The following is a 15,683-nucleotide window of genomic DNA, read 5'->3' as shown; positions in this document are numbered from 1 at the left end:
GAGACAACGGCTTCGGCCCTACTGCCCGGGCAGAAGCAGTGTCGAGCTCCCACCGGCGGCCTTGGGCTCCAGTGCGGCCAGCCGGGCGAGAACGGTGCCGGCCTCGGGAACGCCGAGCGCGGTGTAGAGGGCCAGGGCATCTGCCCAGTGACGGTGGGCCTTGGCCCGGTCGCCGGTGGCCAGGTGGGTGGCGGCAAGGCCATCGTGGGCGCGGGCTTGCTCGAATCGGGCGCCGATGGCAGTCGCCACGGTCAGTGCGGCGGTGTGCCGGGCGCGGGCCACGGCCGTACGGCCGCCGGCATGCAGGCTCTCGCCGAGGCCGTTGAGCGCCGCTGCTTCGCCGGTACGGTTGCCGAGCCGCCGGAAGAGCCGCAGGGCTTGGTCGTGCAGCTCGATCGCTCGTCCATGGTCGCCTTGAGAACAGCGGAACCAGCCTTGAGCCGTGCGGGCATAGGCCTCCCCGGAGCGGTTGCCGAGCCGGCGGCACAGGGCCAGGGCCTGCTGCAGCCGGTCGATGGCAGGGCCGCACTCGCCCTGCTTCCAGGCGGACAGGCCGAGAAAGAGCAACGCCAGGGCTTCTCCATCGCTGTCGCCCGCCTGCCGGAAGAGAGCGATGGCGTGCTGGTGGTGCTCGGTGGCCTGCTGGTAGTGGCCCTGCCGCCAACGGACGAGACCGAGGTGGCTCAGTGCGTCGCCTTCGCCGACTGTGTTGCCGGTCTGCCGGAACAGAGCGAGGGACTGATCGAGGTGATCACTTGCCTGTGGGTAGTGGCCCTGCCAGAAGCAGACCATTCCGAGCCGGTACAGCGCGCGGGCTTCAGCCGTCCGGTCGCCGGCACTGCGGGCGGCCTGATGCGCGTGGGTGTGCACGGCGTGTGCTTCGGCATATCGGCTGCTGACGTCGAGGTAACGGGAGAGCGTGTCGGCCAGGCCGAGGGCAGGTGGGTGCAGGCCCGTACGCGCGGCGTGGAGGCAGGCGGCGACCAGGTTGTCGCGTTCGGTCTCCAACCAGTCCCGGGCCGCGTCGGGGCCGGTGACCGCCGGCAGTGGGGCGGGCAGGGAAGCCGCGGGTGGCCGATGGTGTGGGGCTGCTGGATGGAAGGCGGCCATGGCACCGGTGGCGCTGAACAGATAGTGATCGAAGAGACGGGTCAGGGCGGCGTGCCTGTCGGCATCGGAGTCGGTACGGGTGGCGAGTTCGGCGGAGTAGGCGCGCAGCAGATCGTGCATGCCGTAGCGGGTGCTTCCGGTGTGGTGGAGGAGGTGCGCGCGAACCAGTACGCCGAGTGAGCGGCGGGTCTCCTCCGGGCCGGTGCCGTTGAGAGCGGCCGCCGCGGTGGGATCGATGTCGGGCCCGGGGTGCAGACCGAGGAGGCGTAACGTGCGGGCAGCGGGAGCGGGCAGCTGCTGGTAGGACCAGGAGAAGACGGCGCGTACGGTGGCGCGGGGGTCACCGCCGGAGTCCAGGAGGTCCAGTCGCCGTTGCTGGTCGGTCAGCTCCGTGACCAGGACGGACAGGTCGTCGTGCGGACGTGAGGCGGCCAGTTCGGCGGCGATACGGAGCGCCAGCGGCAGCCGTACGCACAAGACGGCCAGCTGCGCGGCGGCCCGGGGAGCAGTCTGTACGCGGGGACCGATCAGCCGGCGCAGCAGCGTGAGGGCGTCGGTCGTGGGCAGTGTGCCGAGGGTGAGCCGTCGGGCGCCGTGCAGGGCGACCAGGTCGGCGAGGGAATCCCGGCTGGTCACGAGCACTGGACACGTCGGGGTCCCGGGCAGCAGCGGCTTGACGTGCTCTCCTGAGGAAGCGTTGTCCAGGAGTACCAGAACGCGCCGCCCGGTCAACTCGCTGCGGTAACGGGCCGCCCGGTCCTCCATCGTCAAGGGGATGCTCTGCCCGTCGAGTCCGAGTGCGGTCAAGAACCGGGCCAGCGCATCGCCCGGAGCCACCGGCCGTTCGGGGTCGTACCCGCGCAGATCGATGTACAACTGCCCGTCAGGAAATGCTTCTTGCGCTCGGTGGGCCCAGTGCACCGCCAAGGCCGTCTTGCCCACCCCGGCCGCACCGGTGACCGCACCGATCGCCATCCCGCGGTCGTCCGAGCCCCGATGCGCCAGCGCATCGAGCTCGGCCAACTGCTCCTGCCGCCCGATGAAGCCCATGACGTCACCAGGCAGCATGCGAGGTGCCCGTACCGTTTCGGCCCTGGTCATCGGCGGTGAGGTCAGAGCGGGATCGGCGGTGAGCACCGCCTGCTCCAGACGCCGCAGCTCGGGGCCGGGGTCGACGCCCAGTTCGTCGACCAGCAACAGCCGGGCGTCGCGGTACACGGACAGCGCCTCGGCCTGGCGGCCGGAGCGGTACAGGGCGATCATGAGGTGTGCGTGCATCCGTTCCCGCAACGGGTGGTGCCTGACCAGCCCGGTCAGTTCGGCCACCAGCTCCGCGTGCCGGCCCAGTGCCAGGTCCACCTCGATACGCTCCTCCAGCACGGTGAGTCGTTGCTCCTCCAGCCGGTCCCGCTCGATGTCCAGCAACGGTGCGGTAAGCCCCTCGCACAGCCGGCCCCGCCAGAGCCGCAGCGCACCATGCAGTGCCTCGGCCGCTACGGCCATATCGCCCGTGGCCCGAGCGGTGTGCGCACGTGCCACTTCCCGGCCGAAGGCGTGCAGGTCCAGTGCATCGGCGGGCACGGTCAGCAGGTATCCGGCGTCGGTCCAGGCGAGAAGGGAGGACGGACCGCGAGGCCGCCGGTCCGGTTCGAGCACCCGGCGCAGTGCGGAGACATGCCGCTGCAGCAGATTCAGCGCGCGTGCCGGAGGCGCGAGTCCCCACACCGCTTCCATGAGCCGATCCGTCGATACCGGTTGGTTGGCGTGCAGCAGAAGCACCGCGAGTACCACACGCTGTTGTGCCTCGCCGAGTTGCAGCGGTGCGGTGCCGAGCCGCACACGTAACGGACCGAGCAGTTCGTAAGACCGTGCAGGTGCTGTCTGCTGATCACTCATCGCAGTCCCCGTGGCCGACTGTCCCCGTGCACCGAGCAATCCCTTACAGCCTACGCTGACCCGGCGTGAGCAACTGGCTCTGCGCCAGTGTGCGGTAGAGACGGTCGGACCGTAGGAGCTCGTCGTGCGTGCCGGTAGCGCGGATTCGGCCGGCGTCGAGTACGGCGATGTGGTCGGCGGAGCGGACCGTGGAGAGACGGTGAGCGATGATGAGAAGCGTCGCCTCTGCCGTCACCTGCTCCAGCGTGTCGGTCAGCGCAGCCTCGTTCAGCGCGTCCATCTGCGAGGTGGGTTCGTCCAGGAGAAGCAGAGAAGGGCGGGGCAGCAGCGCACGGGCGATGGCGACGCGTTGGCGCTCGCCGCCGGACAGGAGTGTGCCGCGGTCGCCGACCGGGGTGTCGAGGCCGGCCGGCAGCCGACGCAATAGGTCGTTGAGGTTGGCCAGCTCGACGGCGCGGAGCAGTTCGGCCTCGGTGGCGTGCGGAGCCCCGTAGCAGAGGTTGTCTCGGAGGGTGCCGTAGAGAACGGGAGAGTCCTGTTCGACCAGGCCGATGCGGGCCCGGCAGGTGCCGAGGGCGAGCTGTCGGCGGGTGTCCAGGCCGTCCAGGAGGATGTCGCCCCGGTCGGGGTCGTAGAAGCGGGCAATGAGGGCGAAGACGGTCGACTTACCGGCACCGGAGGGGCCGACAAGGGCCGTGCGGGAGCGCTGCGGCACGGTGAGGGAGACGCCCCGCAGCACAGGACGGTCGCCGTAGGCGAAGTGGACGTCGCGCAGCTCCAGTACGGGCGTTGCCGCGTGGCAGCCGGGACGCCAGGCACGGTGGCCGTTGGTTGAGATCAGGTCCTCGACCGGCAGACGGGCCATGCCGTCGATGCGTTTCAAGGCGCCGCGGCCTCTCTGTATCAGACCGGCGGTCTCGAAGAGGGCGGACAGCGGCGCTTCGAGGTAGGTGAGATAGAGCAGGAACGCGACGAGCCGGGCCAGGTCGAGGCTCCCGTGCGAGACCCGCACACTGCCGACGACCAGGACGAGGATGAACGTACCGTTGGTGGACAGGCCGACCAGGGGACCGATCACGGCGTCGAGTTTGACGACGTGGATCCCCGCGCGCCACGCGGCACGTGCTTGATCCGTGACGCGTCGGGCCTCGCGCTCCTCCGCGTGATTGATCTTGACGGTGCGGATGGCGGACAGCGCCCGGTCGAGGTCCGCTGCCATCCGGCCCACGCTTTCCTGGGTGCGTTCGGTGGCTGTTCTGATGCCTCGCACCAGCAATGTGGTGAGGCAGGTGCAGACGCCGATGGTGACGCAGACGAGAACGAAGAGGAACGCATCGATCCACACCATCATCACGGTCGCCCCGATGACGAAGAGCAGTCCGGAGAGTACGTCGACCGATCCGAAGGCGACCACGTCACGCAGCAGGGTGGTGTCCGCGTTGACACGGGAGATGAGGTCGGCCATGCGGTGGTTGTCGTACGTGCGCATCGGCAGCCGCAGCAAGCGCGAGACGAGCCTGGTACGCAGACCCAGAACGATGCTTTCGCCGACGCGTTGCAGGAGGTAGTGCGCGCCGCCGCCGGCCACCGCCTCCGCCACGAACACCAAGGCGAGCAGGATCAGAAGGGGGACGAGGCCCGGTCCGCTGCGGGTGGCTTCGACGGCGCGCATGGCCAGGAGCGGCTGAGCCAGGCTCAGTGCGGAGGAGGCGATGGTGAGGAGCAGAGCCAGGAGAACGCTCCTGCCGTGACCGCGAGCGGTGGCGAGGAGGGTCCGCAGGGACACACCGGCGGACGCGTCACGCAGGAACATCACCCGTCCCGGCACCCGTCGGCAGCGGACATCGTTCCGACGGGCGTGGTCCGATGCGTATCAGGGCCCGGTACTGGCCGACCTCGGCCGGCTCTGCCACGGGCCGGCCGTCGGCCTCGACCCAGGCGTGTGCCCGGAAGGGGAACGTCCGGACTCCGGTGCACCACGTGGGCCAGACACCGGTCGCCCGGCAGAGCAGAGCCGTGGCAAGTGAACGCACCACGCATGCCTGCCCCGCACACATGCCGCTCATCGCGACCACGTCCCGTCGGGCTCGCTCCGCCTGCCCGTACGAGGCGGGAGCGGCGCCACGGCTCAGTACACCGAGGACGGTACGGATGCGCGCGGGTGACCGCCGTGCCAGAAGTCGCGCCGTACCGACGGCAACGCCTGCCGTTGCCTTGCGCCGTAGTGTCATCCGCCGGCGGTCACGCTGCCGTTCGGCCGGATGCAGCGTGGTCCTGGCGGTGGTGAGGACGGGGCGTTCCGGTTCACTCGTGACGGGAAGTTCCGGTTCACTCATGAGGTCTCCACGAGACGGGCGGAGCGCAGCGAGTCGATCAGAGCCGTGACATCCTCGCTTGCCCGGTCGGCCGGGACCGGGTGATCATCAGCCAGTACACGTGCCGCGTCGGCAGGTGTACCGCCTGCCAGGAGGGTGTCCAGCACCGCGGTGCCGGTGTGGTTGAGCTGCCAGTAGTCGCCGCGGCGTTCGTCGAGCAGCACGGCTCCGTCGTCGTTCTTCGTGAGGGACACGTGCGGAAACAGGCGCAAGGTCATACGTCCTCCTCAAGCATCGTCACGGCGGCCGGCCGCGGACTCCATGTCGCGCAGCCACGCCTCGCAGGCGAGGGTCAGCGCCAGCGCGTGAGGGCTCAGGCCGGGCATGAAGGAGCTCGCGCACATCCGGCGCAGAGCCATCGCATCGATGAGTCCCCGGGCGGCCAGTCGGGATTCTTCGGTGAGTGCGAGCAGTTCGCTGCGGTGGCGTCGCAAGCCTTCGTACAACAGCTCCTCCGCGACGCCACCGCCCTTGGTCGTGCGGCGCAGCAGCTCGTGGGGGAGCAGCCCGCGCATGGCCTCCGTCATGAGTGGTTTGTAGTGCCAGGGCGTGGTGCGTTCGTGCGGCCGGACAGCCAGGCACGCCTCGACGACCCGGTCGTCCAGCAGGGGAGCGGCCATCGGCAGCCCGCTGTCCGCCATGAGCCAGCCGTCCAGCCGGCTGGCCCGGCCGCTGAAGCGCACGGCTTCCAGCGTCGAGTGCTGCCCTCGGTGCGCCGCGAGCGGTGTCCACGGTGACTCTTCGGCGAGGGAGTGGACCGCGTCGACGGCCCTGGCGGTGGCCCACGACGGGAGCCGGGGGGCTTGGCCCCAGCCCAGGTGTTCGGCCGGTGTCGCGGGAGGCGGCGGTTCGGTGAGGTGGGGGAGAACGGCGGCGAGCCACTGGCGGTAGCTACGACGATCGGCCAGTGCGGCCAGTGAGTCGCGCAGCGACCACCGGTGGCGTGCGCGGTACCCCCGAAGGTGGTCCCAGGCGATGCGCGGACGCGTGCGTGCGAGGTCGTACAGGTAACTCAGCATGCATTCGAGCACCTCGTCACCGCCGTGCCCGGTCAGATGGCGGCCGGAGGAGTGGTGGGGCAGACGGCGTGTGACGTCCAGCAGGAGAGCACGGTCCTCCAGGCCCGGGTAGGGCTCGTCGAGCACCGTGCCCGGTGTGCTCACCTCCGCGAACGGCAAGGGCGACTCCCCCTCGGGGACGAAGACCGCTTCCACATCCGGCAGCGCTGCCAGCGCCGTCTTCACCCAGTACGGGTCATCATCGCCGGTACCGGCGACCGGGAAGGTGAACGTGGTGAGACGGTCGGCCAGGCGTGCCGCCAGGAAGCAGACCGGGGTACTGTCCAGGCCGCCGGAGAGGTCACAGCTGCGGGCTCCACCGCCTCGGACCGCAGCAGTCACTGCGGCGCTGAGGGCGTCGCGCAGCCGTGGCGCCCCCGCGGAGAGGGAGAGGCCGGCCGCAGGGGGGCACCACCATGTCGTCGTCGTGGCGGGCCGGTCAGCCCTCAGATGAAGGTACGCGTCCTCCGGCACGGCCTGTACGCCGGACCACACGGACTGGCCCTGCAAAGGGTGCGGAGCGGCGGGTGACAGCAGACGTACGGCAATCTGCCGGTCATCAATTCCCGTGCCCAGCATCCGGGCGAGCACGTCGGCGCGGCTGGCGGCAAGGCGGTGATGACCGGCGCGGGCACGGAAGACGCGACATGTGCCGGAGAGCGTGCCCTGTACTCGCACGCCGTCCGGGTCGGCCGCCACCAGATGGAAGGCGCCGGACAGCTGAGGCAGTAGGCGGTCCACGTCATGGACGGTGTGCAACGGCCGGATCGCAGCGGTCAGCTCCGCCTCCGTCATGGAGCAGTATCCGATCAACGCCACCCGGAGCGGGCCGGCTTCGGCAACGGTGACGGCTCCGTCGCGCCACTGCCCGAGCAGCCAGGGGCGCCCCGAGCCGTGGTCGATGCGCCGGAGTCCGGCGAGTACCGGTACGTGGGACACGGCGAGAGCGGCCGCGTGGTCGGGCAGGACCACGAACCACGCCTCGCCGTGCACCGACCCGGGTAAGTGGGTCATGCCACTCCTAGCGCATCAGTGATAGGGGCAGTACCAGCCCCGACAGTCGCGGTCTTCACCGTGCCTTCGACCGCGGGTCAGGTCCGCGAACGAACCGACCTTCACCAGCATGGGAGGCTCATAGGCCGAGCTGCGCATTGCGCACCCCCTCTCTCCGCTACCGACGTTCGGTTGTGGGTGCCGAACAGACTGCCCCGGGCGCGTCACTTCGCCGTCACACCGCAGGTGAGTAGGGGCGGTGCACCGCCCCGGGTCAGGTCAGTGCCCGTCGCATCAGCGCACGGAACCGGTCCGAGGGCTCCACCCCGAGCTCCCGGCGCAGGAGGCGGCGGAAGGCCTGGTAGTGCCGTACCGCATCACCGAGATTGCGTTCGGCCAGATGCACGGTCACCACCGCGCGGTGCGCACTCTCACGCAGCGGGTCCGTTCGCACGCACTCCAATGCTGCCTCCAGCGCCAGTGCGTACCCGGCGTGTTCGATGAGGTGGCCGACCAGCGTTTCGAGAGCGTGCAAGCGCAACTGCTGGAGTCGTTCGCGCTCCAGCACGACCCAGTCCTCGTCCCAGCCGGGCAGTAGTTCTCCGGTGAGGAGCGGGGCGACGTTGGGCTGCCTGTCCGCCGTCGCCTCCGGCTGCACGGCACGCAGTGCGCACCAGCACAGGTCGTGTACGTCGACGCGCACCGAGTCCTCCAGCGCGAGGGTGTCCTGGTGGCTCCGGACCACTGACGGCCGCTGATGGCGCAGCCGCCACAGTGTGGTGCGCAGGCTGCCCAGCGCGTGGTCTTCTGTGACGTCCGGCCACAGTGTGCCGGCGAGGACAGTGCGGGTCGCTTGCTGACGTAGCCCCAGGTACGCCAGCAGTCGCTGGCCGCTCGCGCTGACGTCAGTTGCCTCGGAGGCCTCACCACCGTACTGAAGCCGGAAGCCCCCGAGCAGTCTGAGGTGGGCGATGGGAGGCACGTCGGGTGTGGTCGCCGCTCCGGTTCGTGGGTGCTCCGGTAACCGTTCTGTCAGCTGTCGAGTCATCGCGGAATATCGCCCCGATCCCGGTCCACAGTGTGCCGTCCTCCAGCGAAATGCATCGAGCGCATCGAGCGCCGCACTGTCTCGCTGTGCGGCTCGCGAACATCGGTGCCGTCCCGCGGGAGTTCCTTGACCTCGCGATCAGCGCATCGAGCGCGAGCCATCACGAGTTCGGAGTGCACGCCTTCCCGGGGGCCAACCGTAGGCGGGAGCTGCGGCGTTGCTAGCTGCCGGAGGTCGTTGAACGCGGGCCGAGCGGTTCTGCGGTGGCAAAGTCCTGGTAATCGCGCCGTGCTCGATCGGCAGCGTGCCGGAGAGCGGCACAGCTCTGTCCGGGGCCTGCCTGACATACGCTCACACTGCTGGCGTATCCATCGGAAACCAACCAGCCAGCACCCCTTGCCGGAAGTGTGTTCCGCCCTGGTGGACACCGACGAGCCGGAACCGTACGTCATGTGCGCGGGGGCGCTCGAAACCGGTGCCGTTCTGAGGGAGGCCGGGGGATCCCAGGTGATGCCGGTCGGCGACCTCCATTGAGTGGACCCTCGTCGCGACGCGTGCAGTTCCCCGCATCGCGCCCGGCGGCCCGAGTGGATGGCTCCGCTGATGACCGTACGGACAGAACCCGATGGCGAGCCCAAGGGGTGCGGGATGCCCCACGCCGCCGTCGCGCGACCGGGGGAGAAGGGGCGCCGACCACTGTTACCCGCGCGCCTGCGAAAACGCCGGGCGAGGCGTGCACCCTGCGCTACGGCCGTGCCATGCGGAATCGTCCGGAACAACCTCCCGCGCTGACCGAAAGGCACCGAGTGGGAGGACGGTTCCCCACACCCGACCAGGCTCCGTCCCTCGGACGAATCCTGTGCCACGTGCTCCAGGAGAACGCACGCCACGTCGGCCACCTCGACATCGCCCGTGAGCTGATCGCGGAGAGCATCGCCGCGCCGACCAGTGCTGCGGCCTCGTCCGAGCCGAGGAGTTTCTGGTCCAGGCCGATGGTGGTGATCGCGACGACGAGCGGCAGGCACGTCGAGGCGAACAAGGGCAGGGCCACCCGGTCACGACGGCTCAGATCCCTGGGAGCGAACAGATACACCGGCCCACCGCGCACCAGCAGGAACAGCAGCAGGAAGAGCGGCACCAGCAGGAGGGTGCCGGGGTTGTGCAGCAGGGCGTCCAGGTCGAACTCGATGCCGGTGACGACGTAGAACAGCGGTACCAGGAAGCCGAACCCCATCGCCTCCACCTTGCCGAGCACCTCCGCACTGCTGGCGGGCGCGGCCCGGTGCAGTATCAGGCGGGTGAGGACCCCGGCGGCGAAGGCGCCCAGCAGTACGTCGAGGCCGAAGACCTCGGCCAGGCCCAGCATGCAGGCCAGCAGGAGCATGACGAACCGCACCGCGAACTGGCCGCTGCTGTGCAGTGTCCGCTCGGTGAGCCGGACGAACCAGCGTGACCGGGGACGCAGCGCCCAGAAGACGGCGCCGGCTGTGAGCACTCCGAACGCTGCCAGCAGGGCCGCCGACTCGGCCGGCCGGCGCCCGCTGAGCAACAGCGCCACGGCGACCACGGGACCGAACTCGCCGACCGCCCCGAACGCGGACATCACTGTGCCGAAACGGCCCCGCAGTTCACCGCGGTCACGCAGCATCGGCAGGACCGTCCCGAGCGCCGTACTGGTCAGTGCCGTACCGATGACGAACGCCTTGAACATCTCCCCGCCGCTGATCAGGAGGGCCAGCCCGATACCGACGGCCAGGGAGACCAGCCAGGCCCACAACGCGCGTCGCAGTGTGTCACCGCGGACATCGGCGAACTCGATTTCGTAACCGGCCAGGAAGATCAGCATGGCCAGTCCGAGGTGGGCGAGTGTGTCGGTGACCTTGTCGGGGTGTGCCCAGCCGAGGACGTCCGGGCCGAGCAGGATGCCGAGGGCGATCTCGAAGATGACCAGGGGTACGGAGAGCCGGCGTCGTGTGACGTATACCAGCAGCGGCGCCAGTACGGCGGCGGTCATGATCAGGACGAGGGTGCCGGGATGCGTCATGAGTTGCTGCCGTGTCGCCGTGTCAGGGGGTGACGATGGCGAAGTCGGGGTCGGGATCGGTGAGGAAACCGAGGAGTTCCGTCAGCTTTCCCAGGTCGCCGGTGACCTCGACGCCTGCGCGTTCGGCCAGTTCGTCGGGGGTGATGGCGCCGACGAGCACCGCGCGCAGGGCCGCTTCGTCGAGGGCGATCTCCACGTCCGGATCGGCCGCTGCCGGGCTGACGCCGGTGACCTGGGTGAGGACGCCGTTGCGTAGCTGGAGGGTGATGGGGGCCGCGGCTTTGAGGTTCCAGCGGATGGCGATCTCCGTTTCCCAGCTGCGCGGGCCGTTGACCCGGACGGCGAGGGAGTCGAAGAGCTGTTCCAGCGTCAGGGCCGACAGCAGGTCGGCGGCGACGGTCGAGGTGGGGGTGCCGACCGGTCCCTTGCGCAGCTCCAGGGCCCCGGTGAGGAAGAAGTTGCGCCACGTACCGTTCTCGCTGCCGTATCCGAGCTGCTCCAGGGCGTCGGCCTGCAGCTCACGGGCCTGTGCATTGTCCGGATCGGTGAACAGCACATGATCGACGACCTGGACCACCCACCGGAAGTCGCCGTCGGCGTAGCACTGCCGGGCGCGGCCGAGGACCTCGTCCGCACCGCCCATGAACTCCACGTACCGCCGTGCCGCCTCGACCGGTGGGTGCTGCCACAGGCGCGCGGGGTTGCCGTCGAACCAGCCCAGGTACCGCTGGTAGACAGCCTTGGCGTTGTGGTTGACCGAACCGTAGTAACCGTGCGTGTGCCAGGCCCGCTCCAGAGCCGGAGGCATCTTGATCACCTCGGCGACCTCCGGGGCCGTCAGACCCTGGTTGAGCATGCGCAGCGTCTGATCGTGCAGGTAGGCGTACAGGTCCCGCTGTTCCGACAGGTACGACAGGACACGCTCGCGACCCCACACCGGCCAGTGGTGCGAGGCGAACGCGACGTCCGAGCCGTCGACGAACAGGCCGATGGACTCGGTGAGGTAGCGGGCCCAGTTGCGCGGATCACGGACCTGGGCGCCGCGCAGGGTGAGCAGGTTGTGGAGGTTGTGGGTGGCGTTCTCCGCCATGCACAGCGCCGCATGGTCCGGGAAATGGATGTTCAGCTCCGCCGGTGCTTCGGTGCCGGGGGTGAGCTGGAAGACCATCCGGATGCCGTCGATCGTCTCGGTCTGCCCGGTGCGGGCGATGTGCACGGTGGGCGGGATCAGGCCGACCGCGCCGGTGGAGATGGTCTGGCCCAGGCCCGTGCCGATCTGGCCGCGCTCGCCCTTGGGAAGCGCGGCACCGTACATGTAGGTGGCTCGGCGGTTCATCGCCGTACCGGCGTAGACGTTCTCGCTGACAGCGTGGTCGAGGAAGCCCTCGGGCGCGAGCACCGGAAGGCTCCTCGCCGCCTCCCCGTCGGGGACGACGCCACGCACCCCGCCGAAGTGGTCGGCGTGACTGTGCGTGTACAGCACGCCGGTGACGGGCCGGTCACCGCGATGGGCGCGGTACAGCGCGAGGGCCGCGGCGGCGGTCTCGGCGCACAGCAGCGGGTCGATCACGAAGACGCCCCGCTCGCCCTCCACCAGGGTCATGTTCGACAGATCGAAGCCGCGTACCTGGTAGATGCCCTCGACGACTTCGAACAGACCGTGGTCGGCAGCCAGCCGGCTCTGCCGCCACAGGCTCGGGTTGGCCGTGTCCGGGCAGTCCTGATCCAAGAAGCCGTACGCGCCGAGGTCCCAGACGGTACTGCCGTCGGGAGAGCGGATCAGGTTGTCCGACGCGGTCCCCATGAAGCCGCGGCGTGCGTCCTCGAGGTCCTGCGTGTCATCGAAGGCAAAGCGCTGCCGCACCGCCCGGTTGGCATCCGCGATGACCGGCTCCGCGGACTTGGGCTCGGTGTTTCCAGGCATCGCAGCTCCTTCGCAGGCTGTGCGGAGGCCAGTGGCACAACGACCCCACAGGCGCTGTGCGGAGGCCGGTGACTCGACGACGCGCGGCAGTGTCACTCTTCCCTGGCCGTCCGGCCCGGACAACCGCATGTACGCCGTCGGGAGGACGGTGCGCCTGTGCAGGCGTCCGAGTGGGCCCACGCGAGCGGACCCGCGGGCTGGCGCGGCCGCCGGCGCCGTCCGATGCTCGAAGTCCGATGTCCCGTGCCCGGAACCGAGGGAGCCGATGAGCGAGCTGTTCCCCACCCCCGGCCGACGATGACGGACCCCCTGCGTACGCGGTTCGCGCACGGCAGTCGGGGTACGCACCGCGCCCGACGCACGCGCAGCCATGCCCTCGCGCTCCTCCTGGTCGTGGCGGGCGCGCTGCTGGGCTGGACGCTGCCGCTCTGGGAACGGCAGCTGCCCGCGGCCGGCCTGACCTTCGACGCCTCCACGGCGCAGGCAACGCTCGCCGCGATCGCCGGCGGCATGATCACCCTGGCCGGTTTCGTCGTCACGGCCATCACGCTCGTCGTCCAGACCGTGCAGGCCATGTCGCCCCGCCTCGTCGCGGCCCTCGGCCACTTCAGCCGGTACCTCGTCCTGTTCGGCCTGCTGATCGGCACCGCTCTGTACGCGCTGGTGGCACTGAGCCAGATCCGCGGCGAGAACGTCCCCCGGCTGACGGTGACGCTCGCCGTCGGCCTCGTCCTGGCCGACGCCGTGACCGTACTGTCCCTGCTCGCCTCCCTGCGGCACGCCGTGACCGGCGGTGGGCTCGCGCGAGCCGTCGGGGCACGGCTGCGCACTGTCGTCGACCAGGTCTATCCGCCCGAGGCGGGGTCGCGTCCCGCTCCCACCGGCGGGCAGGGGCCGGTGCCGGAGAGCCACGCGTTGCCGCCAGAGGTGCCCGTCGTCTACGGCAGGCGGCCATCGGTGATCTTCGCGCTGGACGAACCCCAGCTGATCCGGCTCGCCGCCAGGCACGACATCCGCGTGCGCTTCGTGCACGCCGTGGGCTCTTTCGTCGGCACAGGCACAACGGTTGCCTACCTGGAGTTCTTGAATGCCCAACCTGCCTGCGCTTCCACGAGCACCGACACCGCCATCGGCGCCGGCACTGGCTCGGCGCGGCACAGCCGGCTGGCCCGCCAAGTGGCCGCCCACATTCGCTTCGGCCCCAGCCGCACCGTGGAGCAGGACCCCGCGTACGGCTTCCGCCTCCTCGCCGACATCGCCATCAGGGCGCTGTCACCCGCGGTGAACGACCCGACCACGGCGGTCCAGGCACTGGACCAGATCGAGGACGTCCTCCTACGCCTGGCCCGCCGCCCCCTCGGCCCCGCGTGGCTGCTGGACAAGCACGGCCGGCCGCGCATCCACAGTCCCGCACCCGAGTGGCCTGACCTGATCTCGCTCGCCCTGGACGAAACACTCCTCTACGGCGCCGCCAACCCGCAGATCGTCCGGCGCCTGTATGCCCTCTTCGACCGCCTGCTCGCCGCCACCACCGGTGACCGCAGAGCACCGGTCACCGAACGCCGTCAGGCACTGGAACGCCTGGCGGCCACCGGCCTCCCCGACCCACTGCTGCGAAGTGTGGCGGTTCAGCCCGACCCCCATGGCCTCGGCGGAGCCCAGCTGCACGGTGCCCGAGCCCGGGAAGAACGGAACACGTAGCGTGAGCCGTAGTCATCCGAAGCGTCAGGTAGCTGCGCCGATCACTGGAAGGCGACAACGACCTGTCGAGCAGGAGAAGGAGATGATCTCGACGTGCTGCTCACGAACGTGGTTCCCGGGATCCCGTCCGGTCGAGTCGAACTGGCGGGATCTTGTGGTCTTCGGAGGTTGCGGTAGCAGGCGCCGATTTCCAACGTTTGGGTGCCCTACAGCTTCCCGACGGTCAGCGAAGTGTGGCTGCACCTGCTGGACGGGTGCGGTGTGCAGGGGGTGCCTGGCGTGCCGGATGTGTCGTTCGTCAACCTCTTCGCGGTCGTACTGATCGCGCTGCTCGCTCCGCTGCTGCTCGGCCTTGCTCCCCGCGTGCGCATTCCAGCGGTGGTGCTGGAGATCGTCGCGGGCATTGTCTTCGGCCCTGCCGGTCTCGGCTGGATCCAGGTCGACCTGCCGGTCCAGATCGTGGCCCTTCTCGGGCTCGCGTTTCTGCTGTTCCTGGCCGGTCTTGAGATCGATCTGCATTGGCTGCGGGGGCGCTTGCTGGGCAACGCGCTGCTCGGCTATGTGGTAACCCTCGTCCTCGGTACGGCGGCAGGGGTGTTCTTCCGGTTGGCCGGGTGGGTGCAGAGTCCGCTGCTGATCGCGGTCGCCCTCTCGGCCACCTCTTTGGGGCTGGTCGTTCCACTCCTCAAAGACGTGGGTCACACGGGCAGTGAGGTGGGGAAGGCCATCATCGCGGCCTCCTCGGTGGCGGACTTCGGCGCTGTGGTGCTGCTGTCCCTGCTGTTCTCCACCTCGGGCGGTAGTACCGGCGGCCGTGTCGTGCTGCTGGTCGCCTTCACCTTTCTGGTGGCCCTGGCCGTGTTGCTGGCGAGCCGCTCGATGCGCCTCGGTGATGTGCTGCTGCGCTTGCAGGACACCACGGCGCAGATCAGGGTCCGGGCGGCGGTCGTGCTGCTCGTCGGGTTCGTTGCGCTGGCCGAGAGGCTCGGTCTGGAGACCATTCTGGGGGCGTTCCTGGCCGGTGCGGTCGTCGGCCTGGTGGACCGGGGCTCCGCCACCCACCCTCACTTCCGCACCAAGCTGGAAGCCCTCGGATACGGCTTTCTGATTCCGGTGTTCTTCGTCGCCAGCGGCCTGCGTCTGGATCTGCGGGGGCTGATCGAAAGCCCTTCGGCCCTGCTGCCGGTTCCGCTGTTTCTGGTGGCTTTGCTGGTCGTACGCGGCGTGCCGGCACTGCTGTACCGGCGCTCGCTGGGGATACGGTCATCGCTGGCGGCAGTCCTGCTGCAGGCCACCTCCCTGCCGTTCCTGGTCACAGCGGCGCAGATCGGGGTCACCGTGGGGCTGATGAGGCCCGTCACAGCCGCGGCTCTGGTCTGTGCCGGACTGCTGTCCGTTCTGTTGTTCCCGGTGGGCGCGCTGGTGCTGCTGCGCGGCCGCGAGGAGGCGCCGTCGACGCAGACCGGGACGGGCCCCTCGGGTATGGGCGAGGCCATGTGAGGGTGCCTACGCGGCCCCGGCCTGCTGCCTGGGC

Annotated in this window: 10 protein-coding genes and 2 pseudogenes; 3 read left to right on the top strand and 9 right to left on the bottom strand. The window is 69.8% G+C overall.

Features of this window, described 5'->3' with window-relative positions; all coding sequences use genetic code 11:
- Positions 1-18: 18 nt before the first annotated feature.
- From ACIGQF_RS07975 to ACIGQF_RS07945, 7 genes are all read right to left on the bottom strand, one after another.
- Positions 19-3,006, bottom strand: a complete 2,988-nt coding sequence (locus tag ACIGQF_RS07975) for a BTAD domain-containing putative transcriptional regulator (RefSeq protein ID WP_399706948.1) — start codon at positions 3,004-3,006, stop codon at positions 19-21.
- A gap of 43 nt (positions 3,007-3,049) precedes the next feature.
- Positions 3,050-4,819, bottom strand: a complete 1,770-nt coding sequence (locus tag ACIGQF_RS07970; RefSeq protein WP_399706946.1) for an ABC transporter ATP-binding protein — start codon at positions 4,817-4,819, stop codon at positions 3,050-3,052.
- Positions 4,806-5,237, bottom strand: coding sequence for a lasso peptide biosynthesis B2 protein (locus tag ACIGQF_RS07965; protein WP_399707618.1), 432 nt, complete (start codon positions 5,235-5,237; stop codon positions 4,806-4,808). Before ACIGQF_RS07965 ends, ACIGQF_RS07970 begins: the two co-directional genes overlap by 14 nt.
- Before the next feature lie 101 nt (positions 5,238-5,338).
- Positions 5,339-5,599 carry a lasso peptide biosynthesis PqqD family chaperone gene (locus ACIGQF_RS07960; protein ID WP_399706943.1) on the bottom strand — a complete coding sequence of 87 codons (261 nt, stop codon included), beginning with the start codon at positions 5,597-5,599 and terminating at the stop codon, positions 5,339-5,341.
- A gap of 9 nt (positions 5,600-5,608) precedes the next feature.
- Entirely contained in the window at positions 5,609-7,453 is a 1,845-nt protein-coding gene (locus ACIGQF_RS07955) for an asparagine synthase-related protein (protein WP_399706941.1), read from the bottom strand.
- 15 nt (positions 7,454-7,468) lie between these two features.
- Complete coding sequence (locus ACIGQF_RS07950; RefSeq protein WP_399706938.1) at positions 7,469-7,591, bottom strand: lasso RiPP family leader peptide-containing protein; 123 nt, start codon at positions 7,589-7,591, stop codon at positions 7,469-7,471.
- A 115-nt stretch (positions 7,592-7,706) separates the two neighbouring features.
- Positions 7,707-8,414: a BTAD domain-containing putative transcriptional regulator gene (locus tag ACIGQF_RS07945; RefSeq protein WP_399706935.1), complete on the bottom strand. Its 708-nt coding sequence runs from the start codon at positions 8,412-8,414 to the stop codon at positions 7,707-7,709.
- 824 nt (positions 8,415-9,238) lie between these two features.
- On the opposite strand from ACIGQF_RS07945, the pseudogene ACIGQF_RS07940 reads away from it, so the two are divergent.
- Positions 9,239-9,355, top strand: a pseudogene (locus ACIGQF_RS07940) (hypothetical protein); the annotation flags it as partial.
- Between the two features lie 44 nt (positions 9,356-9,399).
- Here ACIGQF_RS07940 and ACIGQF_RS07935 read toward each other — a convergent pair.
- Both ACIGQF_RS07935 and ACIGQF_RS07930 read right to left on the bottom strand, forming a co-directional pair.
- Positions 9,400-10,524 (bottom strand): annotated as a pseudogene (locus tag ACIGQF_RS07935) (cation:proton antiporter); the annotation flags it as partial.
- Positions 10,525-10,546: 22 nt separating this feature from the next.
- Complete coding sequence (locus tag ACIGQF_RS07930) at positions 10,547-12,448, bottom strand: alkyl/aryl-sulfatase (protein ID WP_399706933.1); 1,902 nt, start codon at positions 12,446-12,448, stop codon at positions 10,547-10,549.
- A gap of 297 nt (positions 12,449-12,745) precedes the next feature.
- Here ACIGQF_RS07930 and ACIGQF_RS07925 point away from each other — a divergent pair, with 297 nt between their 5' ends.
- Entirely contained in the window at positions 12,746-14,149 is a 1,404-nt protein-coding gene (locus ACIGQF_RS07925) for a DUF2254 domain-containing protein (RefSeq protein ID WP_399706930.1), read from the top strand.
- A gap of 201 nt (positions 14,150-14,350) precedes the next feature.
- Positions 14,351-15,649, top strand: a complete 1,299-nt coding sequence (locus ACIGQF_RS07920) for a cation:proton antiporter (protein WP_399706928.1) — start codon at positions 14,351-14,353, stop codon at positions 15,647-15,649.
- Positions 15,650-15,683: the final 34 nt, after the last annotated feature.

The sequence above is a fragment of the Streptomyces sp. NPDC053560 genome (assembly GCF_044544605.1).
Taxonomy (GTDB): Bacteria; Actinomycetota; Actinomycetes; order Streptomycetales; family Streptomycetaceae; genus Streptomyces.
The sequence above is the reverse complement of the archived record's forward strand: the minus strand, read 5'-3'. Positions and strand labels throughout refer to the sequence as shown.